23 protein-coding genes are annotated in these 17,393 nt (G+C 45.3%); 7 read left to right on the top strand and 16 right to left on the bottom strand.

Annotated features, from left to right (window positions below; translation table 11 throughout):
* Window positions 1-15: 15 nt before the first annotated feature.
* The 10 genes from ylqF to FLB61_RS07910 all read right to left on the bottom strand — a co-directional run bounded on the left by ylqF (window position 16) and on the right by FLB61_RS07910 (window position 6,636).
* Window positions 16-867, bottom strand: coding sequence for a ribosome biogenesis GTPase YlqF (ylqF, locus tag FLB61_RS07955; protein WP_087202593.1), 852 nt, complete (start codon window positions 865-867; stop codon window positions 16-18).
* A 14-nt stretch (window positions 868-881) separates the two neighbouring features.
* On the bottom strand, window positions 882-1,451 hold the full coding sequence (lepB, locus tag FLB61_RS07950; protein ID WP_087202682.1) for a signal peptidase I: 570 nt from the start codon (window positions 1,449-1,451) through the stop codon (window positions 882-884).
* Between the two features lie 110 nt (window positions 1,452-1,561).
* Complete coding sequence (gene rplS / locus FLB61_RS07945) at window positions 1,562-1,909, bottom strand: 50S ribosomal protein L19 (RefSeq protein ID WP_087202591.1); 348 nt, start codon at window positions 1,907-1,909, stop codon at window positions 1,562-1,564.
* Window positions 1,910-2,011: 102 nt separating this feature from the next.
* On the bottom strand, window positions 2,012-2,779 hold the full coding sequence (trmD, locus tag FLB61_RS07940; RefSeq protein ID WP_087202589.1) for a tRNA (guanosine(37)-N1)-methyltransferase TrmD: 768 nt from the start codon (window positions 2,777-2,779) through the stop codon (window positions 2,012-2,014).
* 20 nt (window positions 2,780-2,799) lie between these two features.
* A complete protein-coding gene (gene rimM, locus FLB61_RS07935) occupies window positions 2,800-3,306 on the bottom strand; it encodes a ribosome maturation factor RimM (RefSeq protein ID WP_087202587.1) in 507 nt (168 codons plus the stop codon).
* An 87-nt stretch (window positions 3,307-3,393) separates the two neighbouring features.
* The gene (locus tag FLB61_RS07930; RefSeq protein WP_087202585.1) at window positions 3,394-3,624 is read right to left on the bottom strand and encodes a KH domain-containing protein; all 231 of its coding nucleotides are present in this window, start codon (window positions 3,622-3,624) and stop codon (window positions 3,394-3,396) included.
* A gap of 23 nt (window positions 3,625-3,647) precedes the next feature.
* Window positions 3,648-3,893, bottom strand: a complete 246-nt coding sequence (gene rpsP / locus FLB61_RS07925; RefSeq protein WP_087202582.1) for a 30S ribosomal protein S16 — start codon at window positions 3,891-3,893, stop codon at window positions 3,648-3,650.
* 38 nt (window positions 3,894-3,931) lie between these two features.
* Window positions 3,932-5,299 (bottom strand): signal recognition particle protein, encoded by a 1,368-nt coding sequence (gene ffh, locus FLB61_RS07920; protein ID WP_087202580.1) that lies wholly within the window; start codon window positions 5,297-5,299, stop codon window positions 3,932-3,934.
* Between the two features lies 1 nt (window position 5,300).
* On the bottom strand, window positions 5,301-5,645 hold the full coding sequence (ylxM, locus tag FLB61_RS07915; RefSeq protein WP_087202578.1) for a YlxM family DNA-binding protein: 345 nt from the start codon (window positions 5,643-5,645) through the stop codon (window positions 5,301-5,303).
* A gap of 76 nt (window positions 5,646-5,721) precedes the next feature.
* Window positions 5,722-6,636, bottom strand: a complete 915-nt coding sequence (locus FLB61_RS07910; protein WP_087202426.1) for a S8 family peptidase — start codon at window positions 6,634-6,636, stop codon at window positions 5,722-5,724.
* Window positions 6,637-6,808: 172 nt separating this feature from the next.
* Between FLB61_RS07910 and FLB61_RS07905 the strand changes: the two genes are divergently transcribed.
* Window positions 6,809-8,191 carry a sodium-dependent transporter gene (locus tag FLB61_RS07905; protein WP_221919827.1) on the top strand — a complete coding sequence of 461 codons (1,383 nt, stop codon included), beginning with the start codon at window positions 6,809-6,811 and terminating at the stop codon, window positions 8,189-8,191.
* Window positions 8,192-8,261: 70 nt separating this feature from the next.
* Window positions 8,262-8,501, top strand: a complete 240-nt coding sequence (locus tag FLB61_RS07900) for a chorion class high-cysteine HCB protein 13 (RefSeq protein ID WP_087202429.1) — start codon at window positions 8,262-8,264, stop codon at window positions 8,499-8,501.
* A gap of 120 nt (window positions 8,502-8,621) precedes the next feature.
* On the opposite strand, the gene FLB61_RS07895 is transcribed toward FLB61_RS07900, so the two are convergent.
* The 3 genes from FLB61_RS07895 to FLB61_RS07885 all read right to left on the bottom strand — a co-directional run bounded on the left by FLB61_RS07895 (window position 8,622) and on the right by FLB61_RS07885 (window position 10,950).
* Window positions 8,622-9,563 carry a TIGR03943 family putative permease subunit gene (locus FLB61_RS07895; RefSeq protein WP_221919826.1) on the bottom strand — a complete coding sequence of 314 codons (942 nt, stop codon included), beginning with the start codon at window positions 9,561-9,563 and terminating at the stop codon, window positions 8,622-8,624.
* A gap of 14 nt (window positions 9,564-9,577) precedes the next feature.
* The gene (locus FLB61_RS07890) at window positions 9,578-10,630 is read right to left on the bottom strand and encodes a CobW family GTP-binding protein (protein ID WP_221919825.1); all 1,053 of its coding nucleotides are present in this window, start codon (window positions 10,628-10,630) and stop codon (window positions 9,578-9,580) included.
* A gap of 155 nt (window positions 10,631-10,785) precedes the next feature.
* The gene (locus FLB61_RS07885; RefSeq protein ID WP_158095415.1) at window positions 10,786-10,950 is read right to left on the bottom strand and encodes a hypothetical protein; all 165 of its coding nucleotides are present in this window, start codon (window positions 10,948-10,950) and stop codon (window positions 10,786-10,788) included.
* A 137-nt stretch (window positions 10,951-11,087) separates the two neighbouring features.
* Here FLB61_RS07885 and FLB61_RS07880 point away from each other — a divergent pair, with 137 nt between their 5' ends.
* Together FLB61_RS07880 and FLB61_RS07875 are read left to right on the top strand one after the other, a co-directional pair.
* The gene (locus tag FLB61_RS07880; protein WP_087212316.1) at window positions 11,088-11,618 is read left to right on the top strand and encodes a hypothetical protein; all 531 of its coding nucleotides are present in this window, start codon (window positions 11,088-11,090) and stop codon (window positions 11,616-11,618) included.
* Entirely contained in the window at window positions 11,608-11,826 is a 219-nt protein-coding gene (locus FLB61_RS07875; protein WP_318255679.1) for a hypothetical protein, read from the top strand. The genes FLB61_RS07880 and FLB61_RS07875 overlap by 11 nt, the downstream gene beginning before the upstream one ends.
* Window positions 11,827-11,832: 6 nt before the next feature.
* On the opposite strand, the gene FLB61_RS07870 is transcribed toward FLB61_RS07875, so the two are convergent.
* Window positions 11,833-12,315, bottom strand: a complete 483-nt coding sequence (locus FLB61_RS07870; protein WP_087212337.1) for an acyl-CoA thioesterase — start codon at window positions 12,313-12,315, stop codon at window positions 11,833-11,835.
* A gap of 100 nt (window positions 12,316-12,415) precedes the next feature.
* Between FLB61_RS07870 and truA the strand changes: the two genes are divergently transcribed.
* A complete protein-coding gene (gene truA, locus FLB61_RS07865; protein ID WP_221919824.1) occupies window positions 12,416-13,159 on the top strand; it encodes a tRNA pseudouridine(38-40) synthase TruA in 744 nt (247 codons plus the stop codon).
* A gap of 87 nt (window positions 13,160-13,246) precedes the next feature.
* Here truA and FLB61_RS07860 read toward each other — a convergent pair whose 3' ends face one another.
* Window positions 13,247-14,137, bottom strand: a complete 891-nt coding sequence (locus FLB61_RS07860; RefSeq protein ID WP_330625533.1) for a patatin-like phospholipase family protein — start codon at window positions 14,135-14,137, stop codon at window positions 13,247-13,249.
* A gap of 268 nt (window positions 14,138-14,405) precedes the next feature.
* Between FLB61_RS07860 and FLB61_RS07855 the strand changes: the two genes are divergently transcribed.
* A complete protein-coding gene (locus tag FLB61_RS07855) occupies window positions 14,406-16,046 on the top strand; it encodes an ABC-F family ATP-binding cassette domain-containing protein (protein WP_087202440.1) in 1,641 nt (546 codons plus the stop codon).
* 68 nt (window positions 16,047-16,114) lie between these two features.
* Here FLB61_RS07855 and FLB61_RS07850 read toward each other — a convergent pair whose 3' ends face one another.
* Complete coding sequence (locus FLB61_RS07850; RefSeq protein WP_087212306.1) at window positions 16,115-16,747, bottom strand: histidine phosphatase family protein; 633 nt, start codon at window positions 16,745-16,747, stop codon at window positions 16,115-16,117.
* Window positions 16,748-16,915: 168 nt separating this feature from the next.
* On the opposite strand from FLB61_RS07850, the gene FLB61_RS07845 reads away from it, so the two are divergent.
* A partial coding sequence (locus FLB61_RS07845; RefSeq protein WP_087202444.1) for an S-ribosylhomocysteine lyase occupies window positions 16,916-17,393 on the top strand: 478 nt, incomplete at its 3' end.

Here is a 17,393-nt window from a genome sequence, read left to right as displayed (position 1 = left end):
CTTGCATCTCTCCCCTTATTTCATTTCTTCCGGAAACTCCAGCGTCAGTCGTCCGAGTTTTCCGTTTCGGAAATCGTCGATAAACAACGCCGCTGCCTTTTCATAATCCAGTTCTCCCCCTTTTGTGACAGCATGGCGCATCTGTGCAATATTGGCCAGCGTCTTGTACGGATCTTCCATCTCCTCAGCTTTGTACTTTTCAAAGATCGTACCTGGATAATGCTTTTCCATAAATGCGATCATCTCTGCAGCAAGTTCTTCCATATTGAGGATTTCATCTTTAATAGATCCGATGAATGCAAGCTTTTTCCCCACTGTTTGATCCTCAAACTTTGGCCAGAGAATTCCCGGAGTGTCCAAAAGTTCTACGTTTTTATTGAGACGGATCCATTGTTTTCCTTTTGTCACGCCAGGCTTATTCCCTGTTTTTGCGCAGGCTTTCCCAGCAAGCGCATTGATAAAGGTAGATTTCCCTACATTAGGGATCCCAACCACCATGGCTCTTACCGGTCGGTTCAGTATTCCTCTTTTTCTGTCTCTCTCGATTTTCTCTTTACAAGCTTCCCGGATCACGCCCTGAATCGACTTGATACCGCCTCCCTGCCTGGAATTGACCTTTAAGACAGAAAATCCTTTCTGTCGAAAGTACGCTTCCCACGCATCGTTGCACGCTTCCACGGCCAGATCCGATTTGTTCAGAAGAATCAGGCGCGCCTTTCCTTTTCCAAGCTCATCTATATCCGGATTCCGGCTGCTTACCGGGACCCGCGCATCCACAAGCTCAATGATAAGGTCAATGAGCTTTATATTTTCCTGCATCATTCGTTTTGCTTTGGTCATGTGACCAGGGTACCATTGAAAATGCATAGACTTCTCCTCCATTAAATAAACCCAAAATTGTCTCCAGGCGAAAGGATGAACCATGCTTCCCCAAGAATATCCTCTCGCTTGACATTGCCGATATCCGCTACCCGGCTGTCTTCACTGTTCAGACGATTATCACCCAGGACGAAATATTCATCTCCGTCCAGCGTCATCTCTTCCTTTGCGGTACCGGCATCTTTAATCTCTGATGTCTTATATTCTTCCTCCAGCTTTTCGCCGTCTATGTAAATTTCTCCATCCCGGATCTGAACGGTCTCTCCAGGAAGCCCGATGATCCGTTTGATATATGAATGAGAATTCTCATTCCCGTTTGGCTTGAACACGATGATATCGCCGCGTTTCGGTTTACTTGCATCGTAGATCATCCGGTTTACCAGGACAATATCCCCATTTTTGATAACCGGACGCATAGAATCGCCGATATTATTGACCTGCTGTCCGAAATAGACAACGAAAACCAGCGCCAGCAGGCATACAAGAATGATCCGAAATCCCCAGTACGCTGTTGCCTTGATCAAATCGTAATTAATATGCTTTTTTTCTTTTCCAAACTGTAATCTCTTCATCATCTGCAATACCTTCCATGTGCCAAAAATCCTTTGCACGCATCCACATACCTGCAAAAGAAACAAAAAGGGCAATATACTATATTCAGTATTTTGCCCCTTCCCATGTCCTATTTAACTAATTCTTTTACTTTTGCCTTCTTACCAACGCGGCTTCTTAAGTAGTTGAGTTTTGCTCTTCTTGCTTTACCTCTTCTTACTACTTCTACCTTTTCCACGTTTGGAGAATGCAGCGGCCATGTTTTTTCTACGCCAACGCCGTTAGAAAACTTTCTTACTGTGAAAGTTTCTCTTGTGCTTCCGCCCTGTTTCTTTAATACAGTTCCTTCAAACACCTGAATTCTTTCACGGTTTCCTTCTTTAATTTTTCCGTAAACTTTTACCGTATCTCCTACGTTAAATACCGGTGCGTTTTCTTTGAGCTGTTCAGCTTCAATCTTTCTGATAATTTCGTTCATTGTGTGACCTCCTTAGATTTATTTGACGTTCTTAATACTCATACTGTATCAGAGGACCATCTCGTTTCTTCCCACAACAGTACCAAGTGTATCATACTCTATTTAAGATTGCAAGTTGTTTTTAATATATTCGTCCAGAAATTTCCGCTCTTTTTCTGTAAGGACCGCCTCTTTCAGAAGATCCGGCCTCTTCTGCGCAGTGCGGATGATAGACTGCTCTCTCCGCCACTTTTCAATGTTTGCGTGATGGCCGGAAAGAAGGATCGGCGGCACCTGTTTTCCGTGCCATGTCTCAGGTCTGGAATACTGCGGATACTCCAGCAGATTATCCTGAAAACTTTCAAATTCAGCAGACACATCATTGTGCAGCACACCTGGGACGAGGCGTGAGATCGCATCCACCATGACCATGGCCGGAAGTTCTCCTCCCGTGAGGACGTAATCTCCGATGGAGACATAGTCTGTCACAATCTCTTCAAGCACCCTCTCGTCCACGCCTTCATAGTGACCGCAGAGCAGAACCAGTTCTTCTTCGCCTGCAAGCTCTTCCGCCATCTTCTGGGAAAATGTCTCTCCCTGCGGGGAAAGGTACACAACTCTGGGCCGCTTTGCCTGCGGGTCATCCAGTGAAATTCCCGCCTTTTCACAGACAGCCTTGTAACATTGATAAATAGGCTCCGCCTGCATCAACATCCCTGCTCCGCCCCCGTACGGATAATCGTCCACGCTTTGATGCTTGTTGAACGCATAATCTCGGATGTTTACCGCCTCGATAGAAAGCAACCCACGGTCTTTTGCTCTCCCGATGATGCTTGTGTTCAGTCCCTGTTCCACCATGTCCGGAAACAGAGTTAAAATGTGAAAATTCATCTTTTCTCTCCTGTCTCTTCTTATACAAGCCCATTCATCAGATGGATCTTAATCCTGTTTTCTGCTACGTCTACATCAAGGATGCACTCTTTGATAGCCGGGATCAGAACCTCTCCATGCTTTTCGCTGTCTACGATGTAGACGTCATTGGCACCTGTCTCCATCACATCTTTCAGCTGCCCGAAGTATGTTCCGTCCTCTGTAACTACGTCCATACCTATCATATCGGCAATATAGTACTCGTCTTCCTGCAGTTTGGCCGCGTGTTCTCTTTTGACAAAGAGCGGCTGCCCCTTATATTTCTCTATATCGTTTATATTATCGATCCCGTCGAACTTGAGGATTGCAAACTGTTTGAAATATTTCACATGTTCGATCCTGAGCGGAATCTGTTCTTTTCCTGTATCCAGTATGACTTCTTCGAGTTCTTCAAAACGGCGGGCATCGTCGGTCGTAGGGAATACTTTTACCTCCCCGCGAACTCCGTGTGTCGATGAGATCACGCCTACTCTGAGAAACTGTTCCATTTTTCTCCTTCCCAGACAAAATTAAGAACAGCTCTGTGCATGGATCCATGACAGCCTGTTCTTAAATTTATCTTTTATGCAGACACTTTACTGTGTAATGTCCACAACCACTTTTTTATCTTCTTTTGCAGCGGCTGCTTTCACAACGGAACGGATTGCTTTCGCAATACGTCCCTGCTTTCCGATCACCTTTCCCATATCACTGTCGGATACATGGACTTCGATGACGGTTGTCCTGCCTTCTGCTCTTTCTGTAACCACAACATTTTCTGGCTCATCAACGAGAGCCTTTGTAATTACTTCGACTAACTCTTTCATTTCGAGCACCTCCGAGGCCTTGACTATTTTTCAATTCCTGCTGCTTTAAAAATCTTGCTTACAACCTCTGTCGGCTGTGCTCCATTGTTTAACCATTTCTTTGCTGCTTCTTCATCTACTTTGAATTCGCTCGGATCGCGTGTCGGATCATATGTTCCGATTTCTTCGATGAATTTACCGTCTCTTGGAGAACGGGAATCAGCTACGATGATTCTATAGAAAGGAGCCTTTTTCTGTCCCATTCTTCTTAATCTGATTTTTACTGCCATTTGTTTCACCTCCGCATATTTATGAATATTTGTTTATGCTAAAAAGGTAATTTGAATTTTCCCTTTTTACCACCTCTGCCGCCCATCATTCCAGGCATCTGCTTCATCATCTTTTTCATCTGTTCATACTGTTTGCACAGCTTATTTACTTCCGAGATATCAACACCCGCACCTTTTGCAATGCGATGCTTTCTGGATGGATTCAGGATATCCGGATTTCTCCGTTCCTTCACTGTCATGGAGTAGATGATCGCCTCCATACGTTCCATCTTTTTCTGTGCTTCATCGGAATCGATCTCCGGCGTCTTTCCTGCCTTTCCAAGCATTCCGCCGCCAAGCCCCGGCAGCATCCCAAGGATATTGCCAAGTCCTCCCATCTTTCTCATCTGTTTCATAGATTCCAGATAATCTTCGAAATCGAACTGGGCTTTTTTCAGCTTCTGCGACATCTCTTTCGCCTTTTCTTCATCGATATCGGCTTCTGCCTTCTCAATCAGCGTAAGGATATCTCCCATACCAAGAATACGGGATGCCATTCGATCCGGATAAAACTGCTCCAAATCTGAAAGCTTTTCCCCCATTCCGACATAAAGAATCGGGCATCCGGTCACGGCCTTGATGGACAATGCCGCTCCGCCCCTTGTGTCTCCGTCCAATTTCGTGACGATGACACCATCTATACCAATCTTTTCGTTGAACTCGCTTGCCACATTGACTGCATCCTGTCCTGTCATGGCGTCTACCACGAGGATTGTCTGATGAACAGTCACAGTCTCTTTGATTTCCTGAAGTTCCGCCATCATGTCCTCATCTATGTGAAGACGTCCCGCTGTATCAAGGATGACCAGGTTATTGCCGTTTTTTGCCGCATGTTCCATGGCAGCTTTGGCGATATTGGACGGCTTATGATTCTCGCCCATGGAGAATACTTCCACACCTTGCTTTTCTCCGTTGATCTGGAGCTGCTTGATGGCAGCCGGACGGTAAACGTCACATGCAACAAGGAGCGGTTTTTTGCCTTTGAGCTTAAACTTTCCGGCAAGCTTTGCAGTCGTTGTCGTTTTACCGGCACCCTGCAGACCTGCCATCATAATGACCGTCGTCTCTTTCCCCGGCTGGAGACGGATCTCTGTTGTCTCAGATCCCATCAATGATACGAGCTCCTCATTGACAATCTTGATAACCATCTGGCCCGGATTGAGTCCATTCATGACATCCTGTCCTACGGCGCGTTCCTGTACGCTCTTTATAAAGTTTTTCACAACTTTGAAATTGACATCGGCTTCCAGAAGAGCCATCTTTACTTCTCTGAGTGCAGTCTTTACGTCGTCTTCCGTAAGCCGCCCTTTGCTTCTCAGGCTGCGGAACACATTTTGAAGTTTTTCTGTTAAACTGTCAAATGCCATTTTATAACTCCTCTATAATCTCATCAGAAATCTGCCGGATCTCCTGGATCAGGATCTCTTTTTCTTTCTCCTGATATGTGTCCAGCAGGCTGTCGATCTGATGTACCTTTTCCTTGATCGTGAGAAACTTGCGTATCAGATGCAGTTTGTTCTCATACCCTTCCAGTGTCTTCTCGCACCTTCTAATCGTATCATGCACACCCTGGCGGCTGATCCCGCGATCCTGCGCGATCTCCCCAAGTGACAGATCTTCCAGTATGAACTGCTCGTATATCTCTTTCTGATGTTTTGTCAAAAGCTCTCCGTAAAAATCATACAAAAGAGTTTGCTTGATCAATTCGTCCATTTTTCTCACCTGAGCCATCATACTATAAAAGCAAACAGGTGTCAAGTGTTTTTTCTTGACACCTTTATTTTTTTTACTACCTGTCCAGCAGTTTCTTTATATTTAGTATACCTCTTCCTTGGACATGGCGACTTTTCCCTGTATCATCGGCACGTTCCATCATTCGTATCTTGACTTCCACATTGCTCATATCCGGATATTTGCACAACAGAAGCGCCGCAGCGCCGGATACGATGGGTGCTGCCATGGATGTTCCGCTTTTCACACTGTACATCTTGTGATTTTTCAGCCCACACCAGCCATTGCATGAGGTAACGTATGACCCGGGAGCCACAATATCCGGCTTGCAGACGCAATCTTTTGTTGGACCTCTTCCAGAATAATTTTTTCCAATCTTCCCGTTTCTGTCCCGTAATTCTCCATCGTCTGAGGCTCCCACTGTGATAACTTTGGGACTGATGCCGGGGATAGTGACAGTCCCTCTGCCGGGCCCATAATTTCCCGCAGCTGTTATGACGACAAGCCCCGCATCCCACATACGCTCCACCCATCTGAGAAGCTCCGCTTCCTCTGTGTCTCCTTCGTGGGGAAGTGTACCGATAGAGATATTCACAATTCGGATTCCCCAACGCTCTTGATAATTGAGAACAGCCCGAATTCCGTCTATAAGATCCCTGATTTTCCCCTCTCCTCTTTTGTCCAGCACCTTTATGGCTACGATGCGGCACCCAGGTGCGATTCCTCTATAAAATCCGGATGACATTTTCCCGCTTCCTGCAATGATACCTGCCACATGAGTCCCGTGGGAATTGTCATCATACATTATTTTTTTACCGGAAACCATATCCCCAAAAGCAGCGATCCTTCCATCAAGATCCGGATGATTCGTGATCCCGGTATCAAGAACTGCAACCGTCACGCCTTTGCCGTCGATTCCTCCATGAAGGGTATCGTCGCAGTCGTACTGGATGGCTTCCCTGACATGCTTCATAATCAAAATCCCCTTTTTAAACAGCTTATTCATAAAAATACCTTCCGTTACTGGTTACACCAGGTCAAGGTCTTGGCCATCAACCAACTTTGAATTGACTTACAACGAATGTCTCTTTATACTAAAAAAAGTTGAAATCAACAAAACAAATGAAAGGGATAGGAAATCAATTATGGAAAGAGAAAAACTTGGATCCAGGCTTGGGTTTATCTTACTGTCTGCCGGATGTGCAATTGGGATCGGAAATGTCTGGAAATTTCCTTACATAACGGGACAGTATGGAGGAGGAGCATTCGTCGTCTTTTACATCTTCTTCCTCGTTATCCTGGGGCTTCCGGTTATGACGATGGAATTTTCTGTGGGGAGAGCCAGCCAGAAAAGCCCAGTCCGGGCATATTATGTACTGGAGAAAAAAGGAAGTAAATGGCATCTGCACGGCTATGTAGCCTTGATCGGGAACTATTTTCTTATGATGTTCTACACGACTGTCGCCGGATGGATGCTGCACTATTTTTACATGACCGCCACTGGGAAATTCGAGAATGCATCCACTGAGAAGGTAGAATCCCTCTTCAATGAAATGCTTGCCAGACCTAGTGTCATGCTCTTTTGGATGGTTATCGTAGTGGCTGCCGGAATCTTGATCTGCTCAGTTGGGCTTCAGAAAGGGCTTGAGCGTGTCACAAAAGGGATGATGATCCTTCTTCTGCTTATCATGGTTGTCCTTGCAATCAACAGTCTGCTTTTAAAAGGCGGAGCAGAAGGCCTTTCTTTCTATCTGAAACCGGATTTGGACAGAATGAAGGAGATTGGCATCGGCACGACGATCGTCGCTGCAATGAATCAGTCCTTCTTTACACTGAGCCTTGGTATTGGTGCTATGGCCATCTTTGGAAGCTATATCGGGAAAGAACGCGCACTTTTTGGCGAAGCTGTCAATGTGGCAGTTCTGGATACTTTCGTCGCCATCGTATCCGGGCTCATTATTTTTCCTGCGTGCTTTTCCTTCGGCGTGGATGCTGGAAGCGGTCCAAGCCTGATTTTCCTGACGCTTCCGAACATTTTCAACCACATGCCACTTGGTCGGCTTTGGGGAAGCCTGTTCTTCATTTTTATGTCCTTTGCGGCATTCTCCACAGTTTTGGCTGTGTTTGAGAATATCATTTCTTGTGGTATGGATATGACCGGGTGCAGCAGAAAGAAGTCCAGCATCATCAATTTCTTTATTCTGCTGGCCGCATCGGTTCCATGCGTACTTGGCTATAATGTCTTGTCCTCCTTTGCCCCGTTTGGAAAAGGCAGTACGATCATGGATCTGGAAGATTTTATCGTGAGCAATATCCTGCTGCCGCTTGGATCTCTCGTCTACCTTCTTTTCTGCGTGACACGGTACGGCTGGGGATTTGACCGTTTCATGGAAGAAGCAAATACCGGAAAAGGTCTCAAAATCAAAAGATGGATGAAACCGTATTTCACATGGATTCTTCCTGTCATCATCCTTGCACTTTTCCTGTTGGGATTAAACGATAAATTTCACTGGTTCAAAATTTTCTAGGAACTGGAAACACTTCCAAGCCCTCCTACATAGTATAACATTGTAAATAACAATCAATGGAGGCAACAACATGAGTGACTTAAGTGCAACAAACTGTGGATGCGGATGTGAATCTTCTGCAAACGGATTCGGAGGAAATTCCTGTCTGTGGATTATCCTTCTCCTCTGCTGCTGCGGCGGATGCGGTGGCAACGGACGAAGCGGCGGTTTTGGCGGATGCAATGACAGCTGTCTGTGGATCATCCTTCTGCTTTGCTGCTGCGGCGGTTTTGGCAACGGATGCGGATGCAATGACAACATGTGCTGCTAATCAGACACATCATTTTTCGTAATTCTCTTATGCGGCCATGAAGTTCACAGAACTTTCCGGCCGCACAAAAAGAGCCAGGGTGGGGTAAAACATCCCGCCCTGGCTTTTTCATCGGTAAATTTAGTCAAATGTGACCACATCATTCTGCGGCTTTTTAGCCGGTATCATCTCATCCAGATAAAGAACCGGTCCTTTATCTTTATACTGTTTCACATATTCATATCGGAACGTTACGGTAACATATATCCAATCCCTGTTCTTATATGGAATATCTTCCCTTGTTCTGCAAATGAACCCAAGAAAGGTAATATCCTCCGCGCAGCACGTCATCACAAACCGCCCCGGCACAAAAGTATGTTCTCCCAACCTGCGGTTTTTGTATACCTGTGCAAGAAATCTGATTTTTTTGTTTTTGTAGTGTTCCGGATGTTCCATCGCATCCAAATACCAGATTCCATAATCGATCTCATCCACCTCAATGACCGGCGCATGGAAGTCAAACGGCAGTTCTTCTTCGGTATTTTCTACCGGTTCTCCGTCTTCCCGCTCAAATACGATCTGGGCTCCAGGATTCATAACTTTGATACTCCTCCGTATTTTGGCGCGATCTGTATTATCTTCCGTCCGGTTCACAATAACAAGATCGGATGACAGAAGGGGCGCGAGAAACAGATTTCTCATATTGGTCAGATACATCTGTGCGGTCCCCGCGTCGACAGTAGACAGTATCGATGCGATTTCCCATCCCGGCGGAAGCTGCATCTCCAGGACTCTGTTCAGATCCCATGTCCCGTTAAACTCGATCATAACATGATCGGGACGATAATTCAGTTCCAGGCCTTCCAGAAAAAAAGGATTCAGTTTTTCTTCTTCATCGATAACCATCTTAATGATATGGTTGTCTGAGAGATAATCCTCGTCATACTCCTCTTCCCCTTCTTCGCATACAAGGAGAAGCGTTGTCTCATAGTCCAGGAAATCCGGGCTGTTTAGAGCTGCCTTGATCAGCGTCGTCTTTCCGCTGTCAAGAAAACCTGTAAAAAGTTCTACTACTGTATCCATTCTGCGTTCTCCTGCTATACTCTCAAAAATCCTTTGATTTCATCTGTCTTCAGATCCGTACCGATGACACAGACTTTGCCCGTGTAATCAGGGCGCGCGTTTCGAATCTCATATTCTCCTGGTACAAGGTCGAACTCCAGCCACTGTCCGTCCGTACCTTCCACGATTCCTTTTGCCCGCAGCACTGTGCCATATTTATTTTCATCTGCCATCTCTTCCAGCCAGTTTTCAAGCTCTGCTTTTTCATATTTTTCCACAGTCTCGGTTCCCCAACTTGTAAATACTTCATCCGCATGGTGGTGGCCTTCGTGATGATGGTGCCCGCAGCCGCACTCTTCCCCGTGATGATGATGCTCCTCATGGTGGTGTCCGCAGCTGCAGTGTTCGTCATGATGGTGTCCATGATCATGGCCTTCTTCATGATGATGGCAGCAATGATGTTCTTCTTCCTCCAAAAGCTGGTCTGCGACAGAACGGTGTTCTAAAGCTTTCCTGATCACTTCGCCATCAAGCTTGTCCCACGGTGTGGTAATGACGGATGCATCCGGATTCTTCTCACGGATCATCGCGACCGCTTCTTTCAGTTTTTCTTCTGTCATGGACTGCGTACGGCTCAGAACGATGACGGATGCGTGCTCGATCTGATTATTGTAGAATTCTCCGAAATTCTTCATATAGATCTTTACTTTTTTCCCGTCTGCCACCGTAATCTGTCCGTTCAGGCAGACGCCGCAATGCTTTTCTACATCACGTACGGCTTTTGCCACATCCGAAAGCTTTCCAACTCCGGATGGTTCGATCAGGATACGGTCCGGATGGTACTCGTCTACGACTTTTCTCAGTGCGGTGCTGAAATCTCCTACGAGAGTACAGCAGATACAGCCGGAATTCATTTCTGTAATCTCCACTCCTGCATCTTTCAGAAATCCTCTATCGATTCCAATCTCCCCGAACTCGTTTTCGATCAGAACGATCTTTTCTCCCTGATATACATCGGACAAGAGTTGTTTGATAAAGGTTGTCTTTCCGGCTCCAAGAAAACCGGATACGATATCTACTTTTGTCATAATAATCCTTCTTTCTATTTCTTCGCTGTATTTTATCATAACAGTTTTTTTTAATCTTGAAAACTGCATTTTTAAAAATGTATGGATCTGCTCCAGATCAGAACTGTGGACATTTCATTTGTCTGTCTGATCGAAACAGATCCATTCACTCTACTTTATTTCGCTTGACGATTTCTGGCCTTTTGTTCGTCTTGTTCGTTTACGTAAGCGGATAGCCCTGCATTTTTCTGGCTTTTTATGTCGCTTTCCCTTTTTTTCAACATACACTCTTCGTCCAGTTCATAGACCGCATTGCCATCTATAATCAGTCTTCTCGCCATCTGGCCTGCCTCCTCTCTCTAAATATACGCAGATTTTCTTTCCCCTAGTATCAGTATATGATTTGCGAATAAATTAGGTTTTATACACATATATATTCAGAAGGGAGCCACTACACCAGACAGAGGGGAGGGGAAAGATGGATCAGAAAAAACCGTTTCCTATGACACCTTTTGATATGCTTGTCACAACAGAGGAGCTTCAGATGATGAAGCTGATCCTCCCTTATCTTCCAGCCGGGCAGCAGCGCACTTTTGCGGTGTTTATCAAATTCACTGAACTTCGGAATACATGGGACTACTTTGGAAAATGTGCGAAAGTTTCCAGCCAGTCTATCCCCTGCTCAGGAAAAATCTCTCCGACAGATGTGCTTCAGGAAATCCGTCCGTACATGAAAGAAGAAGAGGCAGAGAATCTGGATATGGTCTTTTCCGCCATGAGTATGATGGAAATGTTTCAGTCCATGTCGGAAAACAGCGATCCAGCGGAAATTTTAAAGTCCGTGATGCCACCTGATAAACAGGAAATGTTCGATATATATAAAGAAATGGTTTCGGAAGGAGATGAAATGCATGAGCCAGACAGACGAGCAATGGATGAAGTGGATGGAACATCCCCAGATGAAGCACCTGGATCCTCTCAAACAGGAGCTGATCCGGATGGCATTTGAGCGTACCCGCGGGAAAAGCGGCAAATCTCTTGCACCGATCATGATGTCCATCATAACCGGCGCGAACAAAAAGGGAATCCGTTTTTCTCAGGAAGAAATCGAGCTGCTTCTGCAGATGCTCAAAGAAGGGAAAAGCAGCGAGGAAAAAGCGCAGATTGATCAGATGGTCGCTTTTGTGAATGCGGCATGGAAAAAGAGGAGCAATTAGCTCCTCTTAAAATCCTTCCTCTTTTCGCATCAGCCGGTTTTCTCTTCTTTTTTCGGCTCCGGCCCACTCTGCTCTTTCCGCTTCTGTCCGGACGATCAGCTCTGGCACCTGCTTTGGACGATCGTTTTCATCCAGAGCAACCATCGTAAAGTATGCACGGTTAATCGGCTTGCGAATTCCTTTTAAATCTTCAATATACGTATCCACACGGATTTCCATGGACGTTCGTCCAGTGTAGGTAAGTTTCCCTCGAATGACTACCATATCATCCTGATAAGCTCCGCGAATAAATTTCAGATTATCTATGGATGCTGTTGTAACGTTGGACATACTGTGCCGCTTTGCTACTATCCCCGCCACCTCATCTATCCACTGAATGAGCACGCCCCCGAAAAGACGCCCTGCCGAATTCAGGTGTGTCGGACGTACGATATGGACTGTCTCGACGAGAGAATCTTCCACGGTTTTCTTCATTTTTTCTTCTGACATCTTATCATCCCCATATTTTGCTTTCTTTTTCTGCCAATTTATTATATCATGATACATGACACACTGCCACAGCAGAAAAAAGAAAAAGGAGATATTCATTATGAGAAATATAAAACTCATCCTGGAATACGATGGAAGCCGTTATCAAGGATGGCAGCGCCTTGGGGATGAAGATTCCTCAAACACAATTTCCGGCAGACTTTCCGACGTGATCTGCAAGATGACTGGAGAAAAACCGGAGCTGATCTGTGGATCCAGAACAGAAAGCGGGGTTCATGCCTACGCACAGACTGTAAACTTTCACACATCTGCATCACTCTCACTCCGTGAAATAAAAAACTATCTGAACCACTATCTTCCGACAGATATCGCTGTCACTGAAGCGGAAGACATGCCAGAGCGCTTTCACTCTTCCATGACCGCCGCATCCAGGACTTATGTTTACCGTATTTCCGTAGCTGATGTTCCAAATGTATTTGAACGAAAGTATGTTTACCACTCTTTTAAGCGCCCTGATACAGATCGTATGAGGGAAGCCGCCGCTCTTTTAAAAGGGAAGCACAATTTCCAGGCATTTTCTTCCTCCAAGAAGAAAAAGGCCGCACCGAAAGAAGTGTTTGATATCGACATTTATGAAGATGCATCAGAGCTTCAAATTTCGATCTGTGCCAGCGATTTTCTTCACAATATGGCAAGGATCATTGTCTCGACTCTTCTGGATATCGGTCTTTCACTTCGCCCGGTAAGCGATATAGATGCTATTTTTTCTGGAACAAAAAAGGCCTCAGATCCGGCAGATCCAAAGGGGCTGTTTCTTCAGGAGATTACTTACAAAACACTGTAAAAGATCTGCAAGACGGGCAGGCTCTTTTTCATCAGAGACATCCCCAAATGTCCTGCTGTAGATGAAAAAGAATCTGCCCGTCTCATCTTATTCCATTTCCAGATAATCCATCAGCTTCTTATACTGATCCTTCATCCGGACATATCCATGTTCATAGAAAGATGTCAGCCTGTCGTAATTTTTCTCCAGCCTGGATATTGCTTTGATCTTCGGCCGAAGGACAAAGATTTTTCCTTCCTCTTCCAGTTTTTCGATTTGCTCCATCTGTCTGTTGTACGTATACGGCCTTCTCAGAATAGTCCTGACAAGATTTGGGTACTTTTTATAAGCGGAACGGTAAATCTTTGCCTCCCCTATGGAAGGCTGTTTCTTTCTGTATCCTTCGTTCCGTGTAAGGATGATGATGATCTTCTCGCGTCCTTTTTTCATTGCCCGCTGTATCGGAACAGAATCGGCCAAACCACCGTCCAGATATGGAACCCCGTCTATCCTCACGATAGGGGCTGCCAACGGCATACTGCTGGATGCCCGTCCGATTTTCATGAGACGATCTCTGTCTTTCCTTTCGGTCATGTACTCTGCTTTTCCCGTTTCGCAATTCGTCGTGACAATCTCACAGTTGATATCCGAATCAAAATACGTATCGTAATCAAAAGGAATCAATTCATTTGGATATTTGTCAAAGATCAAGTCCATATCCAGCATGCTTTTTTCTTTAAACATTTTCCGGATTCCCAAATAATAATCCAGTTCTTTTTCTTTGTGAATCATGCAGTCCCTTGTACGCCCAATCTGCTCCGACACATAATCGACGGCATTGCAGGCACCGGCTGACACTCCGATCACATCTGTCACATACAGATTTTTTTCCATCAGAAAATCCAGTGCACCAGATGAAAAGACGCCCCTTGTTGCGCCGCCTTCCAATACAAGTACAGCAGGGACCAGTTGTCGTTTTGTTTTGTCGTTTTGTTCCATAATACACACATCCCTCCTTTACACTATATTATACCCTCCTCTTCTCGGAAGGCAACCAGGATTTTCTGTTTTTCCATGCAAGAAGACTTAGTTTCCCCAAATTCTTCCCAAAACTCCTTGCACCGTCCGCATCTCCATGGTAAGATAAGCGTTGGGCATCTGCCCTTTATTAGAAAATATGAATTCCATTGCCCGCAGTATCAGACGAACAGAATCTCTGCATCGCTTCTTGTCTGCGGGAATAATAAAGTAAAGGAGATGAAATGACATGATCAGTACAAACAATGTTACCCTCCGCGTTGGGAAGAAGGCTCTTTTCGAAGATGTGACGATCAAATTTACGGAAGGCAATTGCTATGGCCTGATCGGTGCAAACGGTGCCGGAAAATCCACCTTCCTGAAGATTTTGTCCGGGCAGCTTGAACCGACTAACGGAGAAGTCATCATCACACCGGGGGAACGGTTGTCTTTCCTTCAGCAGGATCATTTTAAATATGACGAATACATGGTGCTTGACACTGTCATCATGGGAAATGCGCGCCTTTATGAAATCATGAAAGAAAAGGAAGCGCTTTATGCCAAGGAAGACTTTACCGATGAAGATGGTATGAAGGCAAGCGAGCTCGAAGGGGAATTTGCCACTATGAACGGCTGGGAGGCAGAATCCGATGCGGCCAACCTTCTGAACGGCCTTGGAATAGAGACAGACCTTCATTACCAGTACATGAAAAATCTCACAGGTGCCGAGAAAGTCAAGGTACTTCTCGCTCAGGCTCTTTTTGGTAATCCAGATATCCTGTTGCTGGATGAGCCGACCAACCACCTGGACCTGGATGCTATCGCGTGGCTGGAAGAATTCCTGATCAATTTTAACAACACAGTCATTGTAGTATCCCACGACCGTTATTTCCTGAACAAAGTCTGCACACAGATCGCAGACATCGATTACGGTAAAATCCAGCTTTATGCCGGAAATTATGATTTCTGGTATGAATCCAGTCAGCTTCTGATCCGTCAGATGAAAGAGGCAAACAAGAAAAAAGAAGAAAAGATCAAAGAATTGAAGGAGTTTATCTCCCGTTTCAGCGCAAATGCTTCCAAATCCAAACAGGCGACATCCCGAAAAAAGGCGCTGGAGAAAATCCAGTTGGATGAGATCCGCCCGTCAAGCCGAAAATATCCATACATTGATTTCCGTCCAAACCGCGAGATCGGAAACGAAGTGCTGACTGTGGAAGGGCTCTCCAAGACGATAGATGGAGTAAAGGTTCTGGACAACCTGAGCTTTACCATCAATCACGATGACAAAGTCGCTTTCGTTGGAAGCAACGAGCTTGCAAAGACGACCCTCTTCCAGATCCTTGCAGGAGAAATGGAACCGGATGAAGGGACATACAAATGGGGAATTACCACAAGTCAGGCATATTTCCCGAAAGACAGTGGAAAAGAGTTTGACAGTGACTACACGATCACAGAATGGCTCACTCAGTATTCTGAAGAAAAAGATGTGACATATGTGCGCGGTTTCCTTGGCCGTATGTTATTTGGCGGCGAAGACGGCGTCAAAAGAGTCAATGTACTCTCAGGAGGAGAAAAAGTAAGATGTCTTCTTTCCAAGATGATGATCTCCGGCGCAAACGTCCTTCTTTTTGATGAACCGACCAACCACCTGGACATGGAATCCATCACAGCACTGAATAACGGAATGATCAAATTCCCAGGTGTAATCCTCTTCTCATCCAGAGACCATCAGATCGTTCAGACGACCGCAAACCGCATCATGGAAATTATGCCGAACGGACAGATGATCGATAAGATCACAACTTACGATGAATACCTGGAGAGCGATGAGATGGCAAGGAAGCGCCAGACATACGCTACAACAGCTGAAGAAGAGGCAGACGATTAATTTTTCATTTGAAATATTCTTGATCAAAACAGGCGTCGCACGTGTTTTTCGTGCAGCGCCTGTTTTTGTTACCATGGTTTTACTTCATCTTGATAATATGTAATTCCCTCTTCTTCAATTCTGTATTCCCCATTTTCCAAAACTGCGATTGTGACAGCACAATTTTTCTGAACACCGTTTCCCCAGAACTGAGAGAGCGTATGTCCTTTGATATGGGAAAGGATAGCGCAGAGTGCTGCTCCGTGTGTGGACACAAGAATTGTCTGTTTGGCCTCAAACTCTTCTTTTTTCAAACTCTCCAGGAAATCGCCGGTTCGTCGTAGCAGTTCTGCAAAAGTTTCCCCTCCTTCTGGCGCATGGTATTTTTCCGGTGCGTGAAAGAAATTCAAAAACTCCGGATCCGGAATTTCCAAATGATCTTCTTTACAGCATAGTCCCTCATAGATTCCAAATCCCATCTCTTCCAGTCTCTCATCTTCAATAAGCGTAACTTTCCGGTCCCCCAAAACGAGGCGTGCCGTCTCTTTTGCCCGAGTTAGCGGACTTGTGTATGCTGCATCAAATTGGATTCCCTTGAGCCCTTTCCCTGTCTCCTCTGCAAGATGTATCCCGAAGGCATTCAGAGGAATGTCAGATTTCCCCTGCAGTTTTCGCACTTTATTCCAGTCTGTCTCTCCGTGACGGATAAAATATATTTTCATGGTCTCTTCCTCCTTTTCGCTGTGTACCAGTATATCATATCTTTATGCAGATTTCAGTATAACCTTGCTCTTTTCGGGAAATCCATGTATACTTTGGTTAGTGTCCGCAGCCGGAGAATTTGCGCTCTGTCCTTCGGATATGTCTACAAAGAACACAGGAGGTTAAAAATGGAAAAGATCGCTAGTTTTACGATAAACCACTTGAAATTGCTACCAGGAGTGTATGTCTCAAGAAAAGACCATGTGAACGGAACTGTCATCACGACTTTCGATCTGCGCATGACACGTCCAAATTACGAACCTGTCATGAACACAGCGGAAATACATGCCATCGAGCACCTCGGCGCCACTTTTCTCCGCAACCATGAGGATTATGGAACACGGACCATCTATTTTGGGCCAATGGGATGCAGAACCGGTTTCTACTTGGTTCTGGCTGGAGATTTTGAATCCGCTGATATCATACCGCTCGTAAAAGAAATGTATGAGTTTATTGCCGGATATGAGGGGGATGTTCCGGGTGCTACTGCAAGAGACTGCGGAAATTATCTGGATATCAATCTTCCGATGGCTAAATATCTTGCATCCAAATATTTGGATCAAGTTTTAAATGTGATCTCCGAAGAACGTCTCGTATACCCGGAAT

It is taken from the genome of Sellimonas caecigallum (assembly GCF_019754295.1).
Taxonomy (GTDB): domain Bacteria; phylum Bacillota; class Clostridia; order Lachnospirales; family Lachnospiraceae; genus Sellimonas; species Sellimonas caecigallum.
This window is presented reverse-complemented; position numbering and strand designations above follow the sequence as displayed.

Coding starts and splice junctions, on each gene's coding strand:
- FLB61_RS07860 (WP_330625533.1), bottom strand. CDS start 14,137: ATGGAACAAAACGACAAAACAAAACGACAACTGGTCCCTGCTGTACTT.
- FLB61_RS07895 (WP_221919826.1), bottom strand. CDS start 9,563: ATGGATACAGTAGTAGAACTTTTTACAGGTTTTCTTGACAGCGGAAAG.
- lepB (WP_087202682.1), bottom strand. CDS start 1,451: ATGAAGAGATTACAGTTTGGAAAAGAAAAAAAGCATATTAATTACGAT.
- ylqF (WP_087202593.1), bottom strand. CDS start 867: ATGCATTTTCAATGGTACCCTGGTCACATGACCAAAGCAAAACGAATG.
- FLB61_RS07900 (WP_087202429.1), top strand. CDS start 8,262: ATGAGTGACTTAAGTGCAACAAACTGTGGATGCGGATGTGAATCTTCT.
- FLB61_RS07890 (WP_221919825.1), bottom strand. CDS start 10,630: ATGACAAAAGTAGATATCGTATCCGGTTTTCTTGGAGCCGGAAAGACA.
- ylxM (WP_087202578.1), bottom strand. CDS start 5,645: ATGGACGAATTGATCAAGCAAACTCTTTTGTATGATTTTTACGGAGAG.
- trmD (WP_087202589.1), bottom strand. CDS start 2,779: ATGAATTTTCACATTTTAACTCTGTTTCCGGACATGGTGGAACAGGGA.
- FLB61_RS07855 (WP_087202440.1), top strand. CDS start 14,406: ATGATCAGTACAAACAATGTTACCCTCCGCGTTGGGAAGAAGGCTCTT.
- rpsP (WP_087202582.1), bottom strand. CDS start 3,893: ATGGCAGTAAAAATCAGATTAAGAAGAATGGGACAGAAAAAGGCTCCT.
- FLB61_RS07930 (WP_087202585.1), bottom strand. CDS start 3,624: ATGAAAGAGTTAGTCGAAGTAATTACAAAGGCTCTCGTTGATGAGCCA.
- FLB61_RS07850 (WP_087212306.1), bottom strand. CDS start 16,747: ATGAAAATATATTTTATCCGTCACGGAGAGACAGACTGGAATAAAGTG.
- rplS (WP_087202591.1), bottom strand. CDS start 1,909: ATGAACGAAATTATCAGAAAGATTGAAGCTGAACAGCTCAAAGAAAAC.
- FLB61_RS07905 (WP_221919827.1), top strand. CDS start 6,809: ATGGAAAGAGAAAAACTTGGATCCAGGCTTGGGTTTATCTTACTGTCT.
- rimM (WP_087202587.1), bottom strand. CDS start 3,306: ATGGAACAGTTTCTCAGAGTAGGCGTGATCTCATCGACACACGGAGTT.
- FLB61_RS07885 (WP_158095415.1), bottom strand. CDS start 10,950: ATGGCGAGAAGACTGATTATAGATGGCAATGCGGTCTATGAACTGGAC.
- FLB61_RS07875 (WP_318255679.1), top strand. CDS start 11,608: ATGGCATTTGAGCGTACCCGCGGGAAAAGCGGCAAATCTCTTGCACCG.
- FLB61_RS07870 (WP_087212337.1), bottom strand. CDS start 12,315: ATGTCAGAAGAAAAAATGAAGAAAACCGTGGAAGATTCTCTCGTCGAG.
- FLB61_RS07880 (WP_087212316.1), top strand. CDS start 11,088: ATGGATCAGAAAAAACCGTTTCCTATGACACCTTTTGATATGCTTGTC.
- truA (WP_221919824.1), top strand. CDS start 12,416: ATGAGAAATATAAAACTCATCCTGGAATACGATGGAAGCCGTTATCAA.
- FLB61_RS07910 (WP_087202426.1), bottom strand. CDS start 6,636: ATGAAGCATGTCAGGGAAGCCATCCAGTACGACTGCGACGATACCCTT.
- ffh (WP_087202580.1), bottom strand. CDS start 5,299: ATGGCATTTGACAGTTTAACAGAAAAACTTCAAAATGTGTTCCGCAGC.